The following is a 17,212-nucleotide window of genomic DNA, read 5'->3' as shown; positions in this document are numbered from 1 at the left end:
CGTCTCAGTACCCAAGACCACTGTTGGTATCCACTCCCCCGCATCCAGGAGAATCAGGTCATGAGCAACCCCGAGAAGCTGCGTTACACCAAGGAGCACGAGTGGCTGTCGGACGCCGTGGACGGCGTCGCGACGGTCGGCATCACGGAGTTCGCGGCCAACGCGCTCGGTGACGTCGTCTACGCCCAGCTCCCCGAGGCCGGCGAGACGGTGACCGAGGGCGAGACCTGTGGCGAGCTGGAGTCGACGAAGTCGGTCAGCGACCTGTACTCCCCCGTCTCCGGCGAGATCGTCGAGTTCAACCAGGACGTCGTGGACGACCCGGCGCTCGTGAACACCGCCCCGTTCGAGGGGGGCTGGCTCTTCAAGGTGCGCCTTTCGGAGGAGCCGAAGGACACCCTGTCCTTCGAGGAGTACACCACGCTCACCGCCGGTAACTGACCCCAGGGGACCCTGATGTCTGTACTGAACACCCCTCTCCACGAGCTCGACCCGGACGTCGCCGCCGCCGTCGACGCCGAGCTCGTGCGCCAGCAGTCCACCCTGGAAATGATCGCGTCGGAGAACTTCGCTCCGGTCGCCGTCATGGAGGCCCAGGGTTCGGTCCTGACCAACAAGTACGCCGAGGGCTACCCGGGCCGCCGTTACTACGGCGGCTGCGAGCACGTCGACGTGGTCGAGCAGATCGCGATCGACCGCATCAAGGCGCTGTTCGGCGCCGAGGCCGCGAACGTCCAGCCGCACTCGGGTGCGCAGGCGAACGCCGCCGCGATGTTCGCGCTGCTGAAGCCGGGCGACACGATCATGGGCCTGAACCTGGCCCACGGAGGTCACCTGACCCACGGCATGAAGATCAACTTCTCCGGCAAGCTCTACAACGTGGTCCCGTACCACGTCGACGAGACCGGCGAGGTGGACATGGCCGAGGTCGAGCGCCTCGCCAAGGAGTCCAAGCCGCAGCTGATCGTCGCCGGCTGGTCCGCGTACCCGCGCCAGCTGGACTTCGCCGCCTTCCGCCGCATCGCGGACGAGGTCGGCGCGTACCTGATGGTCGACATGGCGCACTTCGCCGGCCTGGTCGCCGCGGGTCTGCACCCGAACCCGGTGCCGCACGCCCACGTGGTCACCACCACCACGCACAAGACCCTCGGCGGTCCGCGAGGCGGTGTCATCCTGTCGACGCAGGAGCTGGCCAAGAAGATCAACTCCGCGGTCTTCCCCGGTCAGCAGGGCGGCCCGCTGGAGCACGTGATCGCGGCCAAGGCCGTTTCCTTCAAGATCGCGGCCTCGCCGGAGTTCAAGGAGCGCCAGGAGCGCACCCTGGAGGGCGCGAAGATCCTCGCCGCCCGCCTGGTCCAGGACGACGTCAAGGCCGTGGGCGTGGACGTCCTCACCGGTGGCACCGACGTGCACCTGGTCCTGGTCGACCTGCGCAACTCCGAGCTGGACGGCCAGCAGGCCGAGGACCGCCTCCACGAGGTCGGCATCACGGTCAACCGCAACGCCATCCCGAACGACCCGCGGCCGCCGATGGTCACCTCGGGTCTGCGGATCGGTACGCCGGCGCTGGCCACCCGCGGTTTCGACGCCGAGGCCTTCACCGAGGTCGCCGAGATCATCGCGCAGGCGCTGAAGCCGGCCTACGACGCCGAGTCCCTCAAGGCGCGCGTCTCCGCGCTCGCCGCGAAGTTCCCGCTGTACCCGTCGCTCTAGGCAACGGCTTGGGAAGGCCCGGCCTCGTCTCGCACAGGGCCGGGCCTTTCCCATGGTCCGGAGCGCGGTCCTCGACGTCGGGGTCGCGAAAGCCGCCGTACAGGTCGGCGTAACCGGGCCCCGCACGAACTGACGTACGCTGATGAACCGGGCAAGGGCGCCCACGAGGTGATCTTTGCCCGCAATCCCTGCAAAGTCCGCCCCTCCGTCGGCCGCCTCGCTGCACTGCGAGCGCGACTGGACGGTCCGTTCCCCGCCACCGCGGGGATGACCCGGGAGACCGCCAACGTGGCCATTTCCGTTTTCGATCTCTTCTCGATCGGCATCGGTCCGTCCAGCTCGCACACCGTGGGTCCGATGCGGGCCGCCCGCATGTTCGTGATGCGGCTGAAGAAGGACGGCGTGCTCGCCCAGACCGCCGCCGTGCGGGCCGAGCTCTTCGGCTCCCTCGGCGCGACCGGCCACGGACACGGCACCCCCAAGGCGGTGCTGCTGGGTCTGGAGGGGCACTCCCCCCGCACGGTGAACGTCGAGACGGCGGACGACGAGGTCGAGCGCATCCGCAAGAGCGGCCGGCTGCGGCTGCTGGGCGCGGAGATAGGCGACGTCCACGAGATCGACTTCGACGAGCCGAACCAGCTGATCCTCCACCGCCGGCGCTCCCTGCCGTACCACGCGAACGGCATGACGCTCTTCGCGTACGACGCCGCCGGCGCCCCGCTGCTGGAGAAGACCTACTACTCGGTCGGCGGCGGCTTCGTCGTGGACGAGGACGCGGTCGGCGAGGACCGGATCAAGCTCGACGACACCGTGCTGAAGTACCCCTTCCGCAGCGGCGACGAGCTGCTGCGCATGGCCCGGGAGAGCGGCCTGTCGATCTCCGCGATGATGCTGGAGAACGAGAAGGCCTGGCGCACCGAGGAGGAGATCCGCGAGGGCCTGCTGGAGATCTGGCGGGTCATGCAGGCGTGCGTCGCGCGCGGCATGTCGCGTGAAGGCATCCTGCCGGGCGGCCTGAAGGTCCGGCGCCGAGCCGCGAACACCGCCCGCAAGCTCCGATCCGAGGGCGACCCGCTGGCGCTCTCCATGGAGTGGATCACCCTCTACGCGATGGCCGTGAACGAGGAGAACGCGGCCGGCGGCCGGGTGGTCACCGCTCCGACGAACGGCGCCGCGGGCATCATCCCGGCGGTCCTGCACTACTACGTCAACTTCGTGCCGGGCGCCGACGAGGAAGGCGTGGTCCGTTTCCTGCTGGCAGCGGGTGCGATCGGGCTGCTCTTCAAGGAGAACGCCTCGATCTCCGGCGCCGAGGTCGGCTGCCAGGGCGAGGTGGGCTCGGCCTGCTCGATGGCGGCCGGCGCCCTCGCCGAGGTCCTCGGCGGCACCCCGGAGCAGGTCGAGAACGCGGCCGAGATCGGCATGGAGCACAACCTGGGCCTGACCTGCGACCCGGTCGGCGGCTTGGTCCAGATCCCCTGCATCGAGCGCAACGGCATGGCCGCGGTCAAGGCCGTCACCGCCGCCAAGATGGCGATGCGCGGTGACGGCACCCACAAGGTCTCCCTCGACAAGGTCATCAAGACCATGAAGGAGACGGGCGCCGACATGAAGGTCAAGTACAAGGAGACCGCCCGCGGCGGTCTCGCGGTCAACGTCATCGAGTGCTGATCCACGGCAGGTGACGGAAGGGGTCCGGCGTGCGCGCCGGGCCCCTTCCGTTTCCGCCGGGCTGCCGCCTGCTACCCGCGGCGCAGCGCCTTGAGGACCCCTCGGGCGAAATCGTCCACCGCCGCGTCGTACGCCTTCAGGCTCTCGGGGGTGGGCGGTGTGCGCGTCTCGGCCGTGACCGTCACGTCGATCGTCATGTTGCTGTCGCGCAGCCGCAACTCGTGGACCTGCCGCAGCTCGGTCGGCTTGTTGAAGGCGAACCGGTAGGCCTCCTTGCCGACGCCCTTCACCTCGGTGAGGCCGCTGTCGGGCATGTCCTTGGCCGTGTTCTCGCGGCCCCGGGCGAAGACGTCCTCGGCGAAGTCGACACTCTCCGTGTACGCGAGGTCCAGCTCCACCGTGACGTTCCCGTACTTCGCCGGGCCGGACTCGACGAGCGGCTGGACGCACTTGACGCCCGGGGCGCCCGCGCCGGACCGCTTGTCCCGGTCCGCGGCCTCCTCGCGCACCCCGAGCGGGTCGGCGAGCTCGCCGTACGGGAGCACGTTGCAGATCTCGTCCGTGGCCACCCAGCGGTAGCCGCCCTTCCCCTCCTGCGGGACCTCGCGCTCCGCGTCACCGCCACAGGCGGTGGCCGCCAGGACGAGGGCCGCGGCGACCGTTGCGTGACGGGACAAGCGGTGAAGACGCATCCGGTTCTCTCCTGTCGGCCGGGCGGGGCTCCCACCAACCACCCTGCCACCAATGGCAGTTGCGCAGCGGCGGATTGACCGAACCAGAGCGGGGAGGAGTGCGGGCAAAAGAACGGGAACCGCGGGAGCCGCCCATGGCGTCCTAAGCCGTGCCACCAGTCCCCGTCTCTCAGGAATCGAGGGGACGTCATGATCCACGCACGTCTCCGGCAGATCGTGGCCCTGGCCTCCGGCGCTCTGCTCGCCGCCTGCCTCTCCTTCGCCGCACCTGCCTCGGCCGCCACTTCCACCGCCGCCGCCCCTACCACCGCCACCGCCACCGCCACCGCCACCCAGAGCCAGACCCCGCTCGTCGTCGACGCCCGCTGGGGCGGGCACGCCACGTACGACCGGATCGTCATCGACCTGCAGGGGTACGTCCCCGAGGTGACCGTCACTCCCGTCCCGCAGCTGTTCTACGACGGGTCCGGCAAGCCCGTGCCGCTGGCCGGGAAGTACTTCCTGGAGATCCGCTTCCACCCCGCCGCCGCGCACGACGACGCGGGCCAGAGCGTCTACCACGGGCCCAAGCTCCAGAAGATCTACCTCAGCAAGCTCAAGGGCATCGCCCTGACCGGCGACTACGAGGGGTACGTGACCTTCGGCGCCGCCTTCGACACCGTGCCGTACTACCGCGCCTACACCCTGCACTCCCCGGAGCGCTTCGTCGTGGACATCTCGCACGTCACCCGGTGACGGGCGGACGAGCGGGCAGACCGGCGGGCCCGGGGCGTCGCACGTGCCCCGGGCCCTGCTGCGGGAGGCCCTGGCCGGCTGCCGGCGGATGAACGCCCGGCCGCTGCCGGCGCGGCTGGAGACGGCGCCGGCGCAGGTGCCGGGGTAGGGGCGGTCACCGCCGCCAGAAGAGGTGGTGCGTCACGCCGCTGGGGCTGGGCACGACGTCGAGGTGGAACCTGTCGAGGAGCTCCTCGGGCGAGTCCCAGAGCCGTGCCCCGGATCCGATCTCCACCGGTGAGACCGCCACGTGCAGGGTGTCGACGAGGTCGGCGTCGAGGAACTCCCGGACGGTGGTGGCCCCGCCGCCGAGCCGGACGTCCTTGCCCCGCGCCGCCTCCCGTGCCATGCCGAGGGCCGTGGCCGGGTCGGCGCAGACGAAGTGGAAGGTGGTGTCGGAGAGCGTGAACGACGGACGCTCGTGGTGGGTCATGACGAACACCGGGGTGTGGAACGGGGGCTCGTCGCCCCACCAGCCACGCCAGTCGTGGTCGGGCCAGGGCCCGCGCTGGGGCCCGAACTTGTTGCGGCCCATGATCTCGGCGCCGATGTTGTGCGCGAAGTCCCTGGTGAAGTAGTCGTCGAGGCCCCGGCTGCCTCCGGGGTCGGTGCGGTTGGGCCAGCTCGCCGTGGCCCCGGCCCAGGCGAACATCTCCCCGGGATCGGCGTCGCCGAACGGCCGCTCCAGGCTCTGGTGCTCACCGGCGCCGAACCCGTCGCGCGAGACGGTGAAGTTCTGGACTCTCAGCAGTTGCTCCACGGCTTCCTCCAGCCTTGTCGACGAGGACGGGACCGGGCTCAGCGGTGCTCGGGGTTGGGGAAGTCGAAGCGGCAGCCGGCGTCCCAGAGCGAGCGCTGGTTTCCGTGGGCCGGGATGCCGCCGGAGCGCTTGAGCAGGGCGGCCAGGTGCATGAGGTTCCAGGACATGAAGGTGGTGTTCCGGTTGGTGAAGTCGTTCTCGGGACCGCCCGAGCCCGGGTCGAGGTACGAGGGCCCGGGTCCGGCCTCGCCGATCCAGCCCGCGTCGGCCTGCGGAGGGATCACGTAGCCGAGGTGCTGGAGGCTGTAGAGGACGTTCATGGCGCAGTGCTTGACGCCGTCCTCGTTGCCGGTGATCAGCGCGCCGCCGACCCGCCCGTAGTAGGCGTACTGGCCCTGCTCGTTCAGGAGGGAGGAGCAGGCGTAGAGCCGTTCGATGACCTGCTTCATGATGGAGCTGTTGTCGCCGAGCCAGATGGGGCCGCAGAGCACGAGGATGTCGGCGTCCATGATCTGGCTGTAGAGGACCGGCCACTGGTCGCTCTCCCAGCCGTGCTCGGTCATGTCCGGCCAGACGCCTGTCGCGATGTCGTGGTCGACGGCCCGGATGAGCGAGGTGCGGGCTCCGGCGGCTTCCATGACCGCCCGGCTCTTGTCGATCAGGCCCTCGGTGTTGCTGGTCTCGGGCGAGCGCTTGAGCGTGCAGTTCACGTACACGGCGGTGAGGTCTGGGTACTCGACGTCGGCGGACACTCCCCCAGCCTGTGGACCGCCGGGCCCGTCCGCCAGCCGGGGGCGGCTGAACGGGGGGGGCTGAACGGGGGCGGCAGCAAACCTAGGATGGCGCCATGTCCCTCCCGCACGCCATCCTCACCGCCCTGCTCGAGAAGCCCTCGTCCGGGCTGGAGCTGACCCGGCGGTTCGACAAGTCGATCGGGTACTTCTGGTCGGCGACGCACCAGCAGATCTACCGCGAGCTCGGGCGGCTGGAGGAGGCCGGGCTGATCCGGGCGCTGCCCAGCGAGGTGCCCGTGCGGGGGCAGAAGAAGGAGTACGAGGTGCTGCCCGGCGGCAGTGCGGAGCTGGCGCGGTGGGTCGGCGAGAGCCAGGACCCGAAGCCGATGCGCGACCCGCTGCTGCTGCGGATCCGCGCGGCGGGCGTGGTGGGGCCACAGGGGCTCGGCCCTGAGCTGCGGCGCCATCTGGACCTGCACCGGCGCCAGCTGGCGCAGTACGAGGCCATCGAGGAGAAGGACTTCCCGCCGGGTCGCGACGCCGTGGAGGACCGGCTGCGCCGGCTCGTCCTGCACGGGGGGATCGCCCTGGAGACGTTCTGGCTGCACTGGCTGGAGGAGGCCCTCGCCGAGGTCGAGGACATGTCGTCCGGGCCGGAGGCCTGACACGCGCGCGCTCCCGCCCCGGCCGGCCGGCGGGCCGGGGTGCGCGGGGCGGGAGCGGGCGCGGAGGGACTACTTGTTCAGGGAGGCCCAGAACTCGTCGAAGCTGAGCAGGCCGTCGCCGTTCCCGTCCTTGGCGGCGATCACGGCGTCCGCGACGGCGGCGGTGACGAACGGGTCGCCCATGGCCGCCATGGCCGCCTTGAACTCCTCGGCCGTGACGAAGCCGTCACCGTTCACGTCGAACTTGCCGAACGTCGTCCGTGCGCTCTCGATGTCCGCCACTGGGTGCACTCCTTCTTGATGCCTGTTGACCGGCTCAGGGTAGCGGTCCCCACGCCCGGCCCCCGCCGCGGGTCCCGTTCGGACGGCAGAAAGAAATTCGATTACCCTTCCACAATACAAATGCGATAATTCCAGCCAAGAAATCCGGCCCCGCACTTGTCACGCGGAGCAGGGCTGAACGCGCGCCACGAAGGAAATCAGAGGGTCGGGCGGCGGATTCTCAAGGGCGTGGAGGAGTCCGGACCCGGAGGGGCTGATATCCGCGTGCGACCCTGTCGGAGTTTCAGTCGAACCCCGTTTACGGCTGCTTCGTGGACACCCCGGGCATTCTCGACGTGCCGTCCTCGGTGGCGGCGTACCACGTCAAGATGCCGCTGACCGATGGCCCAGCGGTGTCCCGGGAGTCGTGCGAGCCCCCGGGGCTCCGTCGTCACATCATGGGGCCAACGTGCCTTCGGCTACCGGAAGATCCCGGTGTGGCCGAGCGAGTAGCGGCCGGGCTGCGGGTACACCGCGAGCCCGTGCGGTCCGCCGCCGACCGGGATCCGGGCGAGCTGCTTGCCGGTCGCGGTGTCGATCGCGTACACCTCGGAGTTGTAGCGGCCCGACAGCCACAGCACCTTGCCGTCGGCCGAGACCCCGCCCATGTCGGGGCTGCCGCCGTCCGGCAGGGTCCATTTCTTGGTGAGCTTGTTCTGGGGGAAGTTGTAGACCGAGATGGTGCCCTCGCCGCGGTTGGAGACGTACATCTCCTTGGAGTCGCGGCTCACGTACAGGCCGTGGCAGCCCTTGCCCGTGGGCAGCAGCTTGGGGGTCTCGAACTTGTCCCCGCTGAGCACCCACATGCCGTGCGCCATCATGTCCGCGACGTAGAAGGTCTTCCCGTCCGGGGAGACCTTGACGTCCTGCGGCATGGCGCCCTCGAACGGCAGTTTCTGCTGGCCGATGACCTCCATCTGCTCGGTGTCGACCTTGAGCAGCTCGCCGGAGAACTCGCAGCTCACGATGAAGTAGCGGCCGTCGGCGGAGAAGTCCGCGTGGTTGACGCCGTAGCAGGTCACCGGGACCGTCTTCACGCGGTCCATGGTGTGCGGATCGCGGAAGACCAGCTCCTTGTCCATCGAGGCCATGACGATCGCGTACTTGCCGTTCGGCGTGAAGTACAGGTTGTACGGGTCGTGCACCTCGACGGGCTTTCCGGCCTCGCCGGTGGCCGGGTTGATCGGGGTGAGCGTGTGGCCGCGGTTGTTGTTGACCCACAGGGTCTTCATGTCCCAGGAGGGCACCACGTGCTGGGGCTGGACGCCGACCGGGATGGTGTCGATGACCCGGTAGGTCACCGGGTCGATGACGGACACCGTGTTGGAGGTGGTGTTCGGCACGTAGACGCGGGACGGGAAGTCCTTGACCACCGGGGAGAGTTTGTTCGGCCGGTCCGCCGCGTAGACGTCGTTCGGATCGAGGAGCGGCGGCATGCCGGGCAGGCCGGGCGGGAGGGCCGGCACGGCCTTGACGGGCTTGGCCGGGCCCTTGGTGCCGAGCGCCTCGGCGGGCCCCTTTTCGGCTGCGCCGCAGCCGGCCAGGGCGGCGAGGACCAGACCGGCCAGCAGCACGGTGACCTTCCGGGGAAGGCGGGTGGTGGTCATTGGGTCAGCAGCTCCGTGGTGGTCACCGCGCGCAGCTTGCGGCGCGCGAGTTCTTCGAGGAGGGGAGGCATCGCGTCGACCGTGTCCGCGTAGCCGAAGTGCAGGCTCACCACCGATCCGCCTTGGATCGTCCCGGTGACGGTGCGGATGACGGCCGCGGCGCCGGGCGAGGTGAAGTCGAGGGAGTCCACGTCGTACGAGAGGACGTGCGGGTAGCCGGCCCGCTGGGCCAGTTTCCGGACGAGCGGGGTCGCGTACTGGGTCTGGGAGGGCCGGAACCAGGAGCCGATGGAGCCGGTGAGCCGTTTGAGCCGCTGGGCGCAGCCGGTGATCTCGGCGTAGGCCTCCGCCTCGGGCAGGTCGTTGACCGCGAGGTGGCGCTGGGTGTGGTTGCCGAGCTCGTGACCGCCGTCGAGGATGCGGCGGGCCATGTCCGGGTGGGCGTCGAGCCAGGTGCCGATCGCCAGTACGGTGACCCGCGCGCCCCCGCGTTCGGCCTCGGTCAGGACCGCCCGGGCGATGGCCGGGTCCCCGTTGCCGTGGAAGGTGAGGGCGACCCGGGGGCGGTCGCGCGGGCCGTGGCCGATCTCCACGGGCTGCCCGGGGAACCGGCGCGGGGCGGCGGCGGCCGCCTTGGCGGGGCGGTCGGGTCTGGCCGGACCGGGGGGCGGGGCGGAGGAGGCGGGGGCGGGGCGACCCGGTCCGCAGGCGGCGGTGAGGCCGGCCGCCGCGGTCGCGGCCGCTCCGAGACCGGCCGCACGCAGGGCCCCGCGCAGGGCCGCGCGGCGGCCTGGTTGTGAGAGCACCTGCCCATTTAAGGGGCGGATGACCCGGATGGTAATGATTGACCCAATTCGGGACGTCCACCAGAAGGGGCCGAGCGGGTGATCGATCCTCTATGTGATCAACGATTCACTCAGAGGTTCCGATAGTTATTCATGGATTGCGAGGTGAGTGGCCCACCTCACCTAGGATTTAGCTAGAAAGTCTTACGATTTGCACACTTATGTCCGAGTAGGGACTTTTGGCGTTTGGACCCTCGTCTGCCATAGTCGGAGCCACGGCTTCCCCATTGACCCGAGCGAAGTCGCCACGCCGAGGATCACACCCCCTTCGATCCTCGGCGCACCCATGAAGCCCCCACACCGCCCCCACAGGCGAGCCGGGGGCTTCAGGCATTTCTTCGGTGTTCATGCGCTCAGGCGTTCTGGCGGTCAGGCGTTCTGGCGGTCGGCGACCCGCATCTCGAACCAGGTGATCTTCCCGCGCGGCAGCAGGTCGGCGCCCCAGCGGTCGGACAGCTTGTCGACGAGGAAGAGGCCCCGGCCCGTGGTGTCGAGCTCGTGCACCGGCATCAGGCAGGGCAGTCCGCGCGAGGGATCGCGCACCTCCACCCGGATCCAGCCGCGCCGCCGCAGCATGCGTAAGCCGAAGGAGCGGGCCCCGGTGTGCCGCACCGCGTTGCCGACGAGTTCAGAGACCAGCAGGACGGCGTGCTCGGCGATCTGCGGCGAGAGTCCCCAGAGGCGGATCACCACGCACTGGGTGAGCCGGCGCGCCGTGCTCGCCGACTCCGGCATGGACGGCAGCGTCACTTCCGCCTCGGCCGGATTGCCGTACGACTCCAGCGCCTTGAGACCCTGTTCGTCCTCAAGAGCCGCCGTGAGCCGCACTGCCGAAGCGCTGCCGCGCTGCCGCGGCTGTTCCACACCCTCCAGGCCCGCCATGCACCCATCATGGACGGCCGACCTGCCCCTCCGGGTCGTTCCGGAGGAAAACACCCCCCGGATTCAACGAATCCAAGGGGGTGTCTTGTCATATGCGAGAGGCAGCAAAGGTGCCTCAATACCCGGTTTGACCTGCGGTGACACACCGCACGGAATGGATCACGCCGAGTGGATCACCGCTTCTGCTTAAGACTGCCTTAAGGCCTGGCTAATCCACCCCCAGGGAGGACCGGCGCCGCGCTCAGACGAACTTCGCCTTGCCCGGGCCCTCTTCGACGAAGCTGCGCATGCCGCGCTCACGGTCCTCGGTGGCGAACAGGCCCGCGAACCAGTTGCGTTCGATGGTCAGACCGGTGTCGATGTCGGCCTCCAGGCCGGCGTCCACGCACTCCTTGGCGGCGCGCAGCGCCATCGCCGGACCCTGCGCCAGCTTGGCGGCCCAGGCGTGCGCCTGCTCGTACACCTCGGCGGCGGGCACGACCCGGTCGACCAGGCCCAGGGTGAGCGCCTCGTCGGCCTTGACCATGCGTCCGGTGAAGATGAGGTCCTTGGCCTTCGACGGGCCGACCAGGCGGGAGAGCCGCTGGGTGCCGCCCGCGCCCGGGATCAGGCCGAGCAGGATCTCGGGCTGGCCGAGCTTCGCGTTGTCGGCGGCGATCCGGTAGTCGGCGCACAGCGCGAGCTCGCAACCGCCGCCCAGCGCATAGCCGGTGACGGCCGCGACGACCGGCTTGGGGATGCGGGCGACGGCGGTGAAGGCGTCCTGGAGCGCACGGGACCGGGCGACCATCGCCGCGTGGTCCATCGTCTGCATCTCCTTGATGTCCGCGCCCGCCGCGAACACCTTCTCGCCGCCGTAGATGACGACGGCGCGGACGTCGGCCCGGTCGGTCGCCTCCACCGCGAGCTCGCGCAGCCGGTCCTGGGTGGCGATGTCCAGGGCGTTCATGGGCGGCCGGTCCAGGCGGATGGTGCCGACGCCTTCGGAGACTTCGAGAGAGATGGTCATACGGGCCAGGTTAGCCGCGGTTAACGCGAGCCGGCCCGGTGCTGTGTGTCACAGCACCGGGCCGGCTTCAGGGGGTACGGGACCCGCTTACTTGATCCACTCCGCCCAGTCCATGTTCCAGCCGTTGAGGCCGTTGTCCGGGGCGATCTGCTTGTCCTTGGAGTTCTTCACGATGACCACGTCGCCGATCAGGGACTCGTTGAAGAACCAGGCGGCGGGCTGGTTGCCGTCGCCGGCGCCGCGGACGTCCTTGAGGCCGACGCAGCCGTGGCTGACGTTCTCCGAGCCGAACGTGCTGGAGGAGGCCCAGTAGTTGCCGTGCACGAAGGTGCCGGAGTTCGACAGCCGCATCGCGTGCGGGACGTCGGAGATGTCGTACTCGCCACCGAAGCCCACGGTCGCGCCGTTCATCCGGGTGACCTTGTACTTCTCGCTGATGACCATCTGCCCGTTGTAGGTGGTGGTCGACGGGGCGCCCGCGGTGATCGGGAGGTTCTTGATGACCTGGCCGTCGCGGACGACCTCCATGTGCTTCTCGCTCGCGTCGACCGTGGAGATCTGGGAGCGGCCGATCTTGAAGGTGACCGTACGGGTCTGCTTGCCGTAGACGCCCGGGCGGCCTTCGACGCCGTCGAGGGCGAGCTTCACGGTGACCTTGGTGCCCGCGGCCCAGTACTTCTCGGGGCGGAAGTCCAGGCGGTCGTTGCCGAACCAGTGGCCCTCGACCGGCACGGCCGGCTCGGCGGTCACGGTGATGGCCTTCTCGACGGCCTCGGGGTTGGTGATCCCACGGCTGAAGTTGATCGAGACCGGCATGCCCACGCCGACCTCCGCGCCGTCCTCCGGCGTGTAGTGGCCGACGAAGGTGTTGGTCGGCGTCAGGGTGGTGAAGGTGGTGTCCTTGGCGGACTCCCGGCCGGCCTCGTCCTTGGCGACCGCGTGCACCTTGTACTCGGTGGCGGAGGCCAGGTGACGGGCCGGCTCCCAGCTCGAACCGTCGTCGGCGAGCTTGCCCTCGACCGCGTTGCCCTTGGTGTCGGCGACGGTCACCGTGGTGAGCTTGCCGCCGCTGCTGGAGATCTTCAGGACGCCGCTGGTGGCGACCTCCTTGGCCCCGTCGTCGGGCTTGACGCTGACGACGGCCTTCGAGGCCTCGGTCCCGTTCTTGGCGCCACCCCCGGCGTTGTCGCCGCCGCCGCTGCTGTCACTCCCGCCACCACCGCTGCACGCGGTGGTGAACAGCAGGGCCGCCCCCAGCAGAAGGGCCGGCAGGCCGGTCCGGGCGCGGCCGCGTATCGGCTGCAGGTTCACTCTTGTTCTCCCCATGTCCCCCGCGCGCGGACAGTCGCGCGCTTGTCGACAGGAAATCACACGGGCAGATCACGATGAGCCACGGTCTTGTCACCGTTCCGTCCCAACATGCTGATCAGCGGCCGGGTCGGTTGTCGGGGACGGTCGGCGGCGACGGTCGGCCGGAGGGTGGCGGGGTCAGTCCTCGGTGCCCGGCTTGGTGCCCCACACGTACACCGCGTCGCCCTCGGTGAGCAGGTCCCAGAGGCGCCCCGCGTCCGGTTAGGTGAGGTTGACGCAGCCGGCCGAACCGCTGCCTCCCGTAAAGGGAGTCACTCGTACGGCGCCGCCGTGCGCCGTTCAGACGATGGCGGAGCCGGCGACCCAGTCCGCCCAGGACATGTTCCAGCCGCCCAGCCCGTTGTCGGCGGCGACCGTCTTGTCCTGCGAGTTGACGACCTCCACCACGTCGCCGATCAGGGTCCGGTCGAAGAACCAGCCGGCGGGGGTGTCGGAGCCGCCGCCCTTGTCGTCGCGCAGGCCCACGCAGCCGTGGCTCACGTTGGTGGTGCCGAAGGTGTCGGGGCTGGACCAGTAGTTCCCGTGCAGGAAGGTTCCCGAGGCGGTGAGCCGCATCGCGTGCGGGACGTCGGGGATGTCGTACTCGCCGCCGAAGCCGACGGTCTGACCGTTCATGCGGGTGACGTCGAAGAGCTCCATCACCACCATCTTCCCGTTGTACGTCGTGGTCTTGGGCGCCCCGGCGCTGATCGGCACGGTCGACAGCAGCTCCCCGTCCCGGCGGACCTCCATTTGGTGCGCGGCCGCGTCCACCCGGGAGATCTGGGAGCGGCCGACGGTGAAGGTGACGGTCTTGGACTGGATGCCGTACGAACCGGGCGCGCCCTCGACGTCGCGCAGGTCCATCTTCACGGTGACCTTGGTGCCGGCCTTCCAGTACTCCTTGGGCCGGAAGTCGAGCCGGTCCCTGCCGAACCAGTGGCCGACGACCTGCACGGCCGGGTCGGAGGTGACGGTGATGGCCCGCTCCACTTCCGCGCGGCGTTCGATCGCCCGGTTGAACTTGAAGGAGACGATCATGCCGGTGCCGACGGTGGAGCGGTTCTCGGGTTTGAAGTAGCCGATGAACCGTTCCTCGGGAACGTAGGTGGTGAAGGTGGTGTGCCGCGCCTGGCGGCGGTTGTGCCCGTCGAGGGCGACGGCGTCCACGGTGTACTTGGCCGCGAGTGCGAGCCGGGCGGAGTCGGGGTCGGGGCTCCAGCTGAGCCCGTCGTCGGCGATGGCGCCGGGGACCTCCTCCTGCTGCGCGTCCTCCACCTTGGTGACGACGACCCGCTCCAGCCGGCCCTCGGGCACGGTGACCACCAGCCGCGCGTCGGCGGGGACCCCCTTGGCGTTGTCGTCGGGGGTGATGCGGATGGCCTCGTCCGGCGAGCGGGGTTTGCCGGGCAGCTGGATCTCGACCGGCGATTTGCCGTCCTTGGTGCATCCGGCCAGCCCGCCCAACAGGCCCACCCATGCCGCCACGGCGGCCAAGCCCGCCCCTGCCCGCCTCGTCAGAAGTGTCACGATCCCTCCAACGACCGGCCCCCTCCGGGGGAAACGTGAGCGCGCTCCACGTTCCGGGCGGAACAGTCCGGGCAGAACAGTGGGAAGGACCAGACGGGGGCGGCCCGGGCCGGGACGCCGGAGCCGCACTCCCCACCCCCGCAGGTACCCAGGAGCCGTGGAGGCGGGCAGTGTCGAGCGCAGCCGAGCAAGAGGCGGTGGAAGCCGTCGGCAACGCCGTCGATGCGGTGCGGGGCGGCCAGACCGCGCCCGCACCGCGGGTCGACGGTCATCCGGGCGGCCAGCCGGGCGTCCATCCGAACATCCGGCCGAACGGCCATCCGGGCGTAGGCCAGTCGAACGGCCAGGTCAAGGGGCAGGTGTTACGCGTCCACACGCGCCCGGGACCAGCGGTGTGGCCGGGATCCTCGCATCCCCTGGGGGCCCGGTTCCACCACGGACCGGACGGGACGGCGGGCACCAACTTCGCCCTGTGGGCGCAGGGCGCGGAGGCGGTGGAGCTGTGCCTGTTCGACTCCGAGGGCGGTGAGACCCGCTGCTCGCTCACCGAGCTCACGCACGAGATCTGGCACGGTTTCGTGCCGGGCGTGCGCCCCGGTCAGCGGTACGGGTTCCGGGTGCACGGGCGCTGGGACCCCTGGACGGGAGCCCGGTTCAATCCGGCGAAGCTGCTCCTGGACCCGTACGCGCGGGCCGTCGACGGGGACTTCACCCTGCCGCCGGAGGTGTACGGGCACGTCCGGGACTGGCCGCAGCAGTACATCGCGGACACCGTGCGCGACGACCGGGACTCGGCGCCGTTCGTCCCGAAGGGCGTGGTCGTCCACGACGACGACGACTGGGCGGACGACGTCCGGCCGAAGACCCCGTGGGCCGACTCGGTGATCTACGAGCTGCACGTGCGCGGGTTCACGATGCGCCATCCGGGTGTTCCCGAAGAGCTGCGCGGCACGTACGCGGGGCTCGCCCATCCGGCGGCGGTGGAGCACCTGACCAGGCTGGGGGTCACGGCGGTCGAGCTGCTGCCGGTGCACCAGTTCGCGCACGAGGACCACCTGCTGCGCCGGGGGCTGCGCAACTACTGGGGCTACAACTCGATCGGCTACTTCGCCCCGCACGCGGGCTACTCGGCGTCCGGGACGGCGGGGCAGCAGGTCGGCGAGTTCAAGCGGATGGTGCGGGCCCTGCACGCGGCCGGGATCGAGGTGATCCTCGACGTGGTCTACAACCACACGGCGGAGGCCGGCGAGCTGGGTCCGACCCTGTCGCTGCGCGGGATCGACAACCGGGGCTACTACCGGCTCCAGTCCGACCAGCGCCGCTACGCCGACTACACGGGCTGCGGGAACACCCTGCACGCCGGGCGCCCGCACGTGCTGCGCCTCATCACGGACTCGCTGCGCTACTGGGTGACGGAGATGGGCGTGGACGGCTTCCGCTTCGACTTGGCGGCGGCGCTGGCCCGTTCGATGCACGACGTGGACATGCTGTCCCCGTTCCTGGCGGTGATCGCCCAGGACCCGGTGCTGCGGCGGGTGAAGCTCATCGCCGAGCCGTGGGACGTGGGGTCGGGCGGCTACCAGGTGGGCGCGTTCCCCCCGCTGTGGACGGAGTGGAACGACCGCTACCGCGATGCCGTACGGGACTTCTGGCGGGGCGCGCTGCCCGACGTACGGGACCTCGGGTACCGGCTCTCGGGGTCGAGCGACCTCTACGCCTGGGGCGGGCGGCGCCCGTACGCCTCGGTGAACTTCGTGACCGCGCACGACGGTTTCACCCTGCGCGACCTCGTGTCCTACGAGCGCAAGCACAACGAGGGGAACGGGGAGGAGAACCGGGACGGGACCAACGACAACCGGTCGTGGAACTGCGGGGAGGAGGGCGAGAGCGAGGACGTCCGGGTGGGCGCGCTGCGCCGCCGCCAGCTGCGCAACCTGCTGACCACCCTGCTGCTGTCGACGGGGGTGCCGATGCTGGTGGCGGGGGACGAGTTCGGGCGCACGCAGGGCGGCAACAACAACGCCTACTGCCAGGACAACGAGACGGGGTGGGTGGACTGGTCGCTGCTGGAGGACCCGGCGTGGCGGGAGCTGTTCGCGCTGACGGAGCGGCTGATCTCGCTGCGGCAGGCGCATCCGGTGCTGCGGCGGCGGGCGTTCTTCTCGGGGCGGCCGCAGGGGGCGGACGGGCTGCGGGACCTGGCCTGGTTCACGCCGACGGGCGCGGAGATGACGGAGCAGGACTGGTACGCCCCGGCCGCCGCGCTGGGGATGTACCTGTCGGGGCGGGACATCCCGGGCCGTGACGAGCGGGGCCGGCAGGTGACGGACGACAGCTTCCTCGCGCTGCTGCACACCGGGGACCGGCCGCTGGCCTGGGTCCTGCCGGGGGCGCCGTGGGCGGAGGCGTACGAGCTGGTCCTGGACACCTCCCTGGAGAGCCAGTCGGACGCGCCCCGCACCCGTCACCGCGGCGGGGAGACCCTGACGGTCCCGGCCCGCTCGGTCCTGCTGCTGCGGGTCTGCGGGTCGGCGGCGCGGGGGCCGTCCGTGTGAGGAGGCGGCGGCCCACGACCCCGCACGCCGCTGCCTCCGGAGGAAACCGGACATCCGGAACGACTCCCCTGCTCGCCCTGCGATGATGTGTTCGACATCGTTCT

General features: G+C 70.3%; 16 protein-coding genes and 1 pseudogene. 6 read left to right on the top strand and 11 right to left on the bottom strand.

The window, feature by feature from the left end; genetic code table 11:
- Window positions 1-60: 60 nt before the first annotated feature.
- The 3 genes from gcvH to IF88_RS0106840 all read left to right on the top strand — a co-directional run bounded on the left by gcvH (window position 61) and on the right by IF88_RS0106840 (window position 3,384).
- Complete coding sequence (gene gcvH / locus IF88_RS0106850; protein WP_030708301.1) at window positions 61-441, top strand: glycine cleavage system protein GcvH; 381 nt, start codon at window positions 61-63, stop codon at window positions 439-441.
- A 15-nt stretch (window positions 442-456) separates the two neighbouring features.
- Window positions 457-1,713 carry a serine hydroxymethyltransferase gene (glyA, locus tag IF88_RS0106845; protein ID WP_030708299.1) on the top strand — a complete coding sequence of 419 codons (1,257 nt, stop codon included), beginning with the start codon at window positions 457-459 and terminating at the stop codon, window positions 1,711-1,713.
- 288 nt (window positions 1,714-2,001) lie between these two features.
- Window positions 2,002-3,384: an L-serine ammonia-lyase gene (locus IF88_RS0106840; protein ID WP_030708294.1), complete on the top strand. Its 1,383-nt coding sequence runs from the start codon at window positions 2,002-2,004 to the stop codon at window positions 3,382-3,384.
- Window positions 3,385-3,455: 71 nt separating this feature from the next.
- On the opposite strand, the gene IF88_RS0106835 is transcribed toward IF88_RS0106840, so the two are convergent.
- Window positions 3,456-4,061 carry a hypothetical protein gene (locus IF88_RS0106835; RefSeq protein WP_030708293.1) on the bottom strand — a complete coding sequence of 202 codons (606 nt, stop codon included), beginning with the start codon at window positions 4,059-4,061 and terminating at the stop codon, window positions 3,456-3,458.
- Window positions 4,062-4,268: 207 nt separating this feature from the next.
- Between IF88_RS0106835 and IF88_RS0106830 the strand changes: the two genes are divergently transcribed.
- A complete protein-coding gene (locus tag IF88_RS0106830; RefSeq protein ID WP_420710919.1) occupies window positions 4,269-4,811 on the top strand; it encodes an AMIN-like domain-containing (lipo)protein in 543 nt (180 codons plus the stop codon).
- 154 nt (window positions 4,812-4,965) lie between these two features.
- On the opposite strand, the gene IF88_RS0106820 is transcribed toward IF88_RS0106830, so the two are convergent.
- Window positions 4,966-5,610: a dihydrofolate reductase family protein gene (locus IF88_RS0106820; protein ID WP_030708291.1), complete on the bottom strand. Its 645-nt coding sequence runs from the start codon at window positions 5,608-5,610 to the stop codon at window positions 4,966-4,968.
- A gap of 38 nt (window positions 5,611-5,648) precedes the next feature.
- On the bottom strand, window positions 5,649-6,362 hold the full coding sequence (locus IF88_RS0106815; RefSeq protein WP_030708289.1) for a flavodoxin family protein: 714 nt from the start codon (window positions 6,360-6,362) through the stop codon (window positions 5,649-5,651).
- A gap of 95 nt (window positions 6,363-6,457) precedes the next feature.
- On the opposite strand from IF88_RS0106815, the gene IF88_RS0106810 reads away from it, so the two are divergent.
- Window positions 6,458-7,009, top strand: coding sequence for a PadR family transcriptional regulator (locus IF88_RS0106810; RefSeq protein ID WP_030708287.1), 552 nt, complete (start codon window positions 6,458-6,460; stop codon window positions 7,007-7,009).
- A gap of 69 nt (window positions 7,010-7,078) precedes the next feature.
- Here IF88_RS0106810 and IF88_RS0106805 read toward each other — a convergent pair whose 3' ends face one another.
- From IF88_RS0106805 to IF88_RS0106775, 8 genes and pseudogenes are all read right to left on the bottom strand, one after another.
- On the bottom strand, window positions 7,079-7,291 hold the full coding sequence (locus IF88_RS0106805) for an EF-hand domain-containing protein (protein ID WP_030708285.1): 213 nt from the start codon (window positions 7,289-7,291) through the stop codon (window positions 7,079-7,081).
- Window positions 7,292-7,749: 458 nt separating this feature from the next.
- Window positions 7,750-8,937 (bottom strand): YncE family protein, encoded by a 1,188-nt coding sequence (locus tag IF88_RS0106800; protein WP_030708283.1) that lies wholly within the window; start codon window positions 8,935-8,937, stop codon window positions 7,750-7,752.
- Window positions 8,934-9,743, bottom strand: a complete 810-nt coding sequence (locus tag IF88_RS0106795) for a polysaccharide deacetylase family protein (protein ID WP_030708281.1) — start codon at window positions 9,741-9,743, stop codon at window positions 8,934-8,936. The genes IF88_RS0106800 and IF88_RS0106795 overlap by 4 nt, the downstream gene beginning before the upstream one ends.
- A 408-nt stretch (window positions 9,744-10,151) precedes the next feature.
- Window positions 10,152-10,664, bottom strand: a complete 513-nt coding sequence (locus IF88_RS0106790; protein WP_030708279.1) for an ATP-binding protein — start codon at window positions 10,662-10,664, stop codon at window positions 10,152-10,154.
- Between the two features lie 241 nt (window positions 10,665-10,905).
- Window positions 10,906-11,673, bottom strand: a complete 768-nt coding sequence (locus tag IF88_RS0106785) for an enoyl-CoA hydratase/isomerase family protein (protein ID WP_030708276.1) — start codon at window positions 11,671-11,673, stop codon at window positions 10,906-10,908.
- A gap of 87 nt (window positions 11,674-11,760) precedes the next feature.
- The gene (locus IF88_RS0106780; protein ID WP_051836546.1) at window positions 11,761-12,999 is read right to left on the bottom strand and encodes a L,D-transpeptidase family protein; all 1,239 of its coding nucleotides are present in this window, start codon (window positions 12,997-12,999) and stop codon (window positions 11,761-11,763) included.
- Window positions 13,000-13,161: 162 nt separating this feature from the next.
- Window positions 13,162-13,278 (bottom strand): annotated as a pseudogene (locus tag IF88_RS47685) (L,D-transpeptidase family protein); the annotation flags it as partial.
- A 45-nt stretch (window positions 13,279-13,323) separates the two neighbouring features.
- Window positions 13,324-14,544 (bottom strand): L,D-transpeptidase, encoded by a 1,221-nt coding sequence (locus IF88_RS0106775; RefSeq protein ID WP_030708272.1) that lies wholly within the window; start codon window positions 14,542-14,544, stop codon window positions 13,324-13,326.
- Between the two features lie 179 nt (window positions 14,545-14,723).
- Between IF88_RS0106775 and glgX the strand changes: the two genes are divergently transcribed.
- Window positions 14,724-17,108, top strand: coding sequence for a glycogen debranching protein GlgX (glgX, locus tag IF88_RS0106770; RefSeq protein ID WP_030708270.1), 2,385 nt, complete (start codon window positions 14,724-14,726; stop codon window positions 17,106-17,108).
- Window positions 17,109-17,212 lie beyond the last annotated feature (104 nt).

It is taken from the genome of Streptomyces sp. NRRL F-2580, assembly GCF_000720115.1.
In the GTDB taxonomy this organism is placed as follows: domain Bacteria; phylum Actinomycetota; class Actinomycetes; order Streptomycetales; family Streptomycetaceae; genus Streptomyces.
This window is presented reverse-complemented; position numbering and strand designations above follow the sequence as displayed.

Bases quoted from the DNA above. Each gene is read 5' to 3' on its own strand.
- gcvH (WP_030708301.1), top strand. From the start codon at position 61: ATGAGCAACCCCGAGAAGCTGCGTTACACCAAGGAGCACGAGTGGCTG.
- glyA (WP_030708299.1), top strand. From the start codon at position 457: ATGTCTGTACTGAACACCCCTCTCCACGAGCTCGACCCGGACGTCGCC.
- IF88_RS0106810 (WP_030708287.1), top strand. From the start codon at position 6,458: ATGTCCCTCCCGCACGCCATCCTCACCGCCCTGCTCGAGAAGCCCTCG.
- IF88_RS0106800 (WP_030708283.1), bottom strand. From the start codon at position 8,937: ATGACCACCACCCGCCTTCCCCGGAAGGTCACCGTGCTGCTGGCCGGT.
- IF88_RS0106790 (WP_030708279.1), bottom strand. From the start codon at position 10,664: ATGGCGGGCCTGGAGGGTGTGGAACAGCCGCGGCAGCGCGGCAGCGCT.
- IF88_RS0106785 (WP_030708276.1), bottom strand. From the start codon at position 11,673: ATGACCATCTCTCTCGAAGTCTCCGAAGGCGTCGGCACCATCCGCCTG.
- IF88_RS0106780 (WP_051836546.1), bottom strand. From the start codon at position 12,999: ATGGGGAGAACAAGAGTGAACCTGCAGCCGATACGCGGCCGCGCCCGG.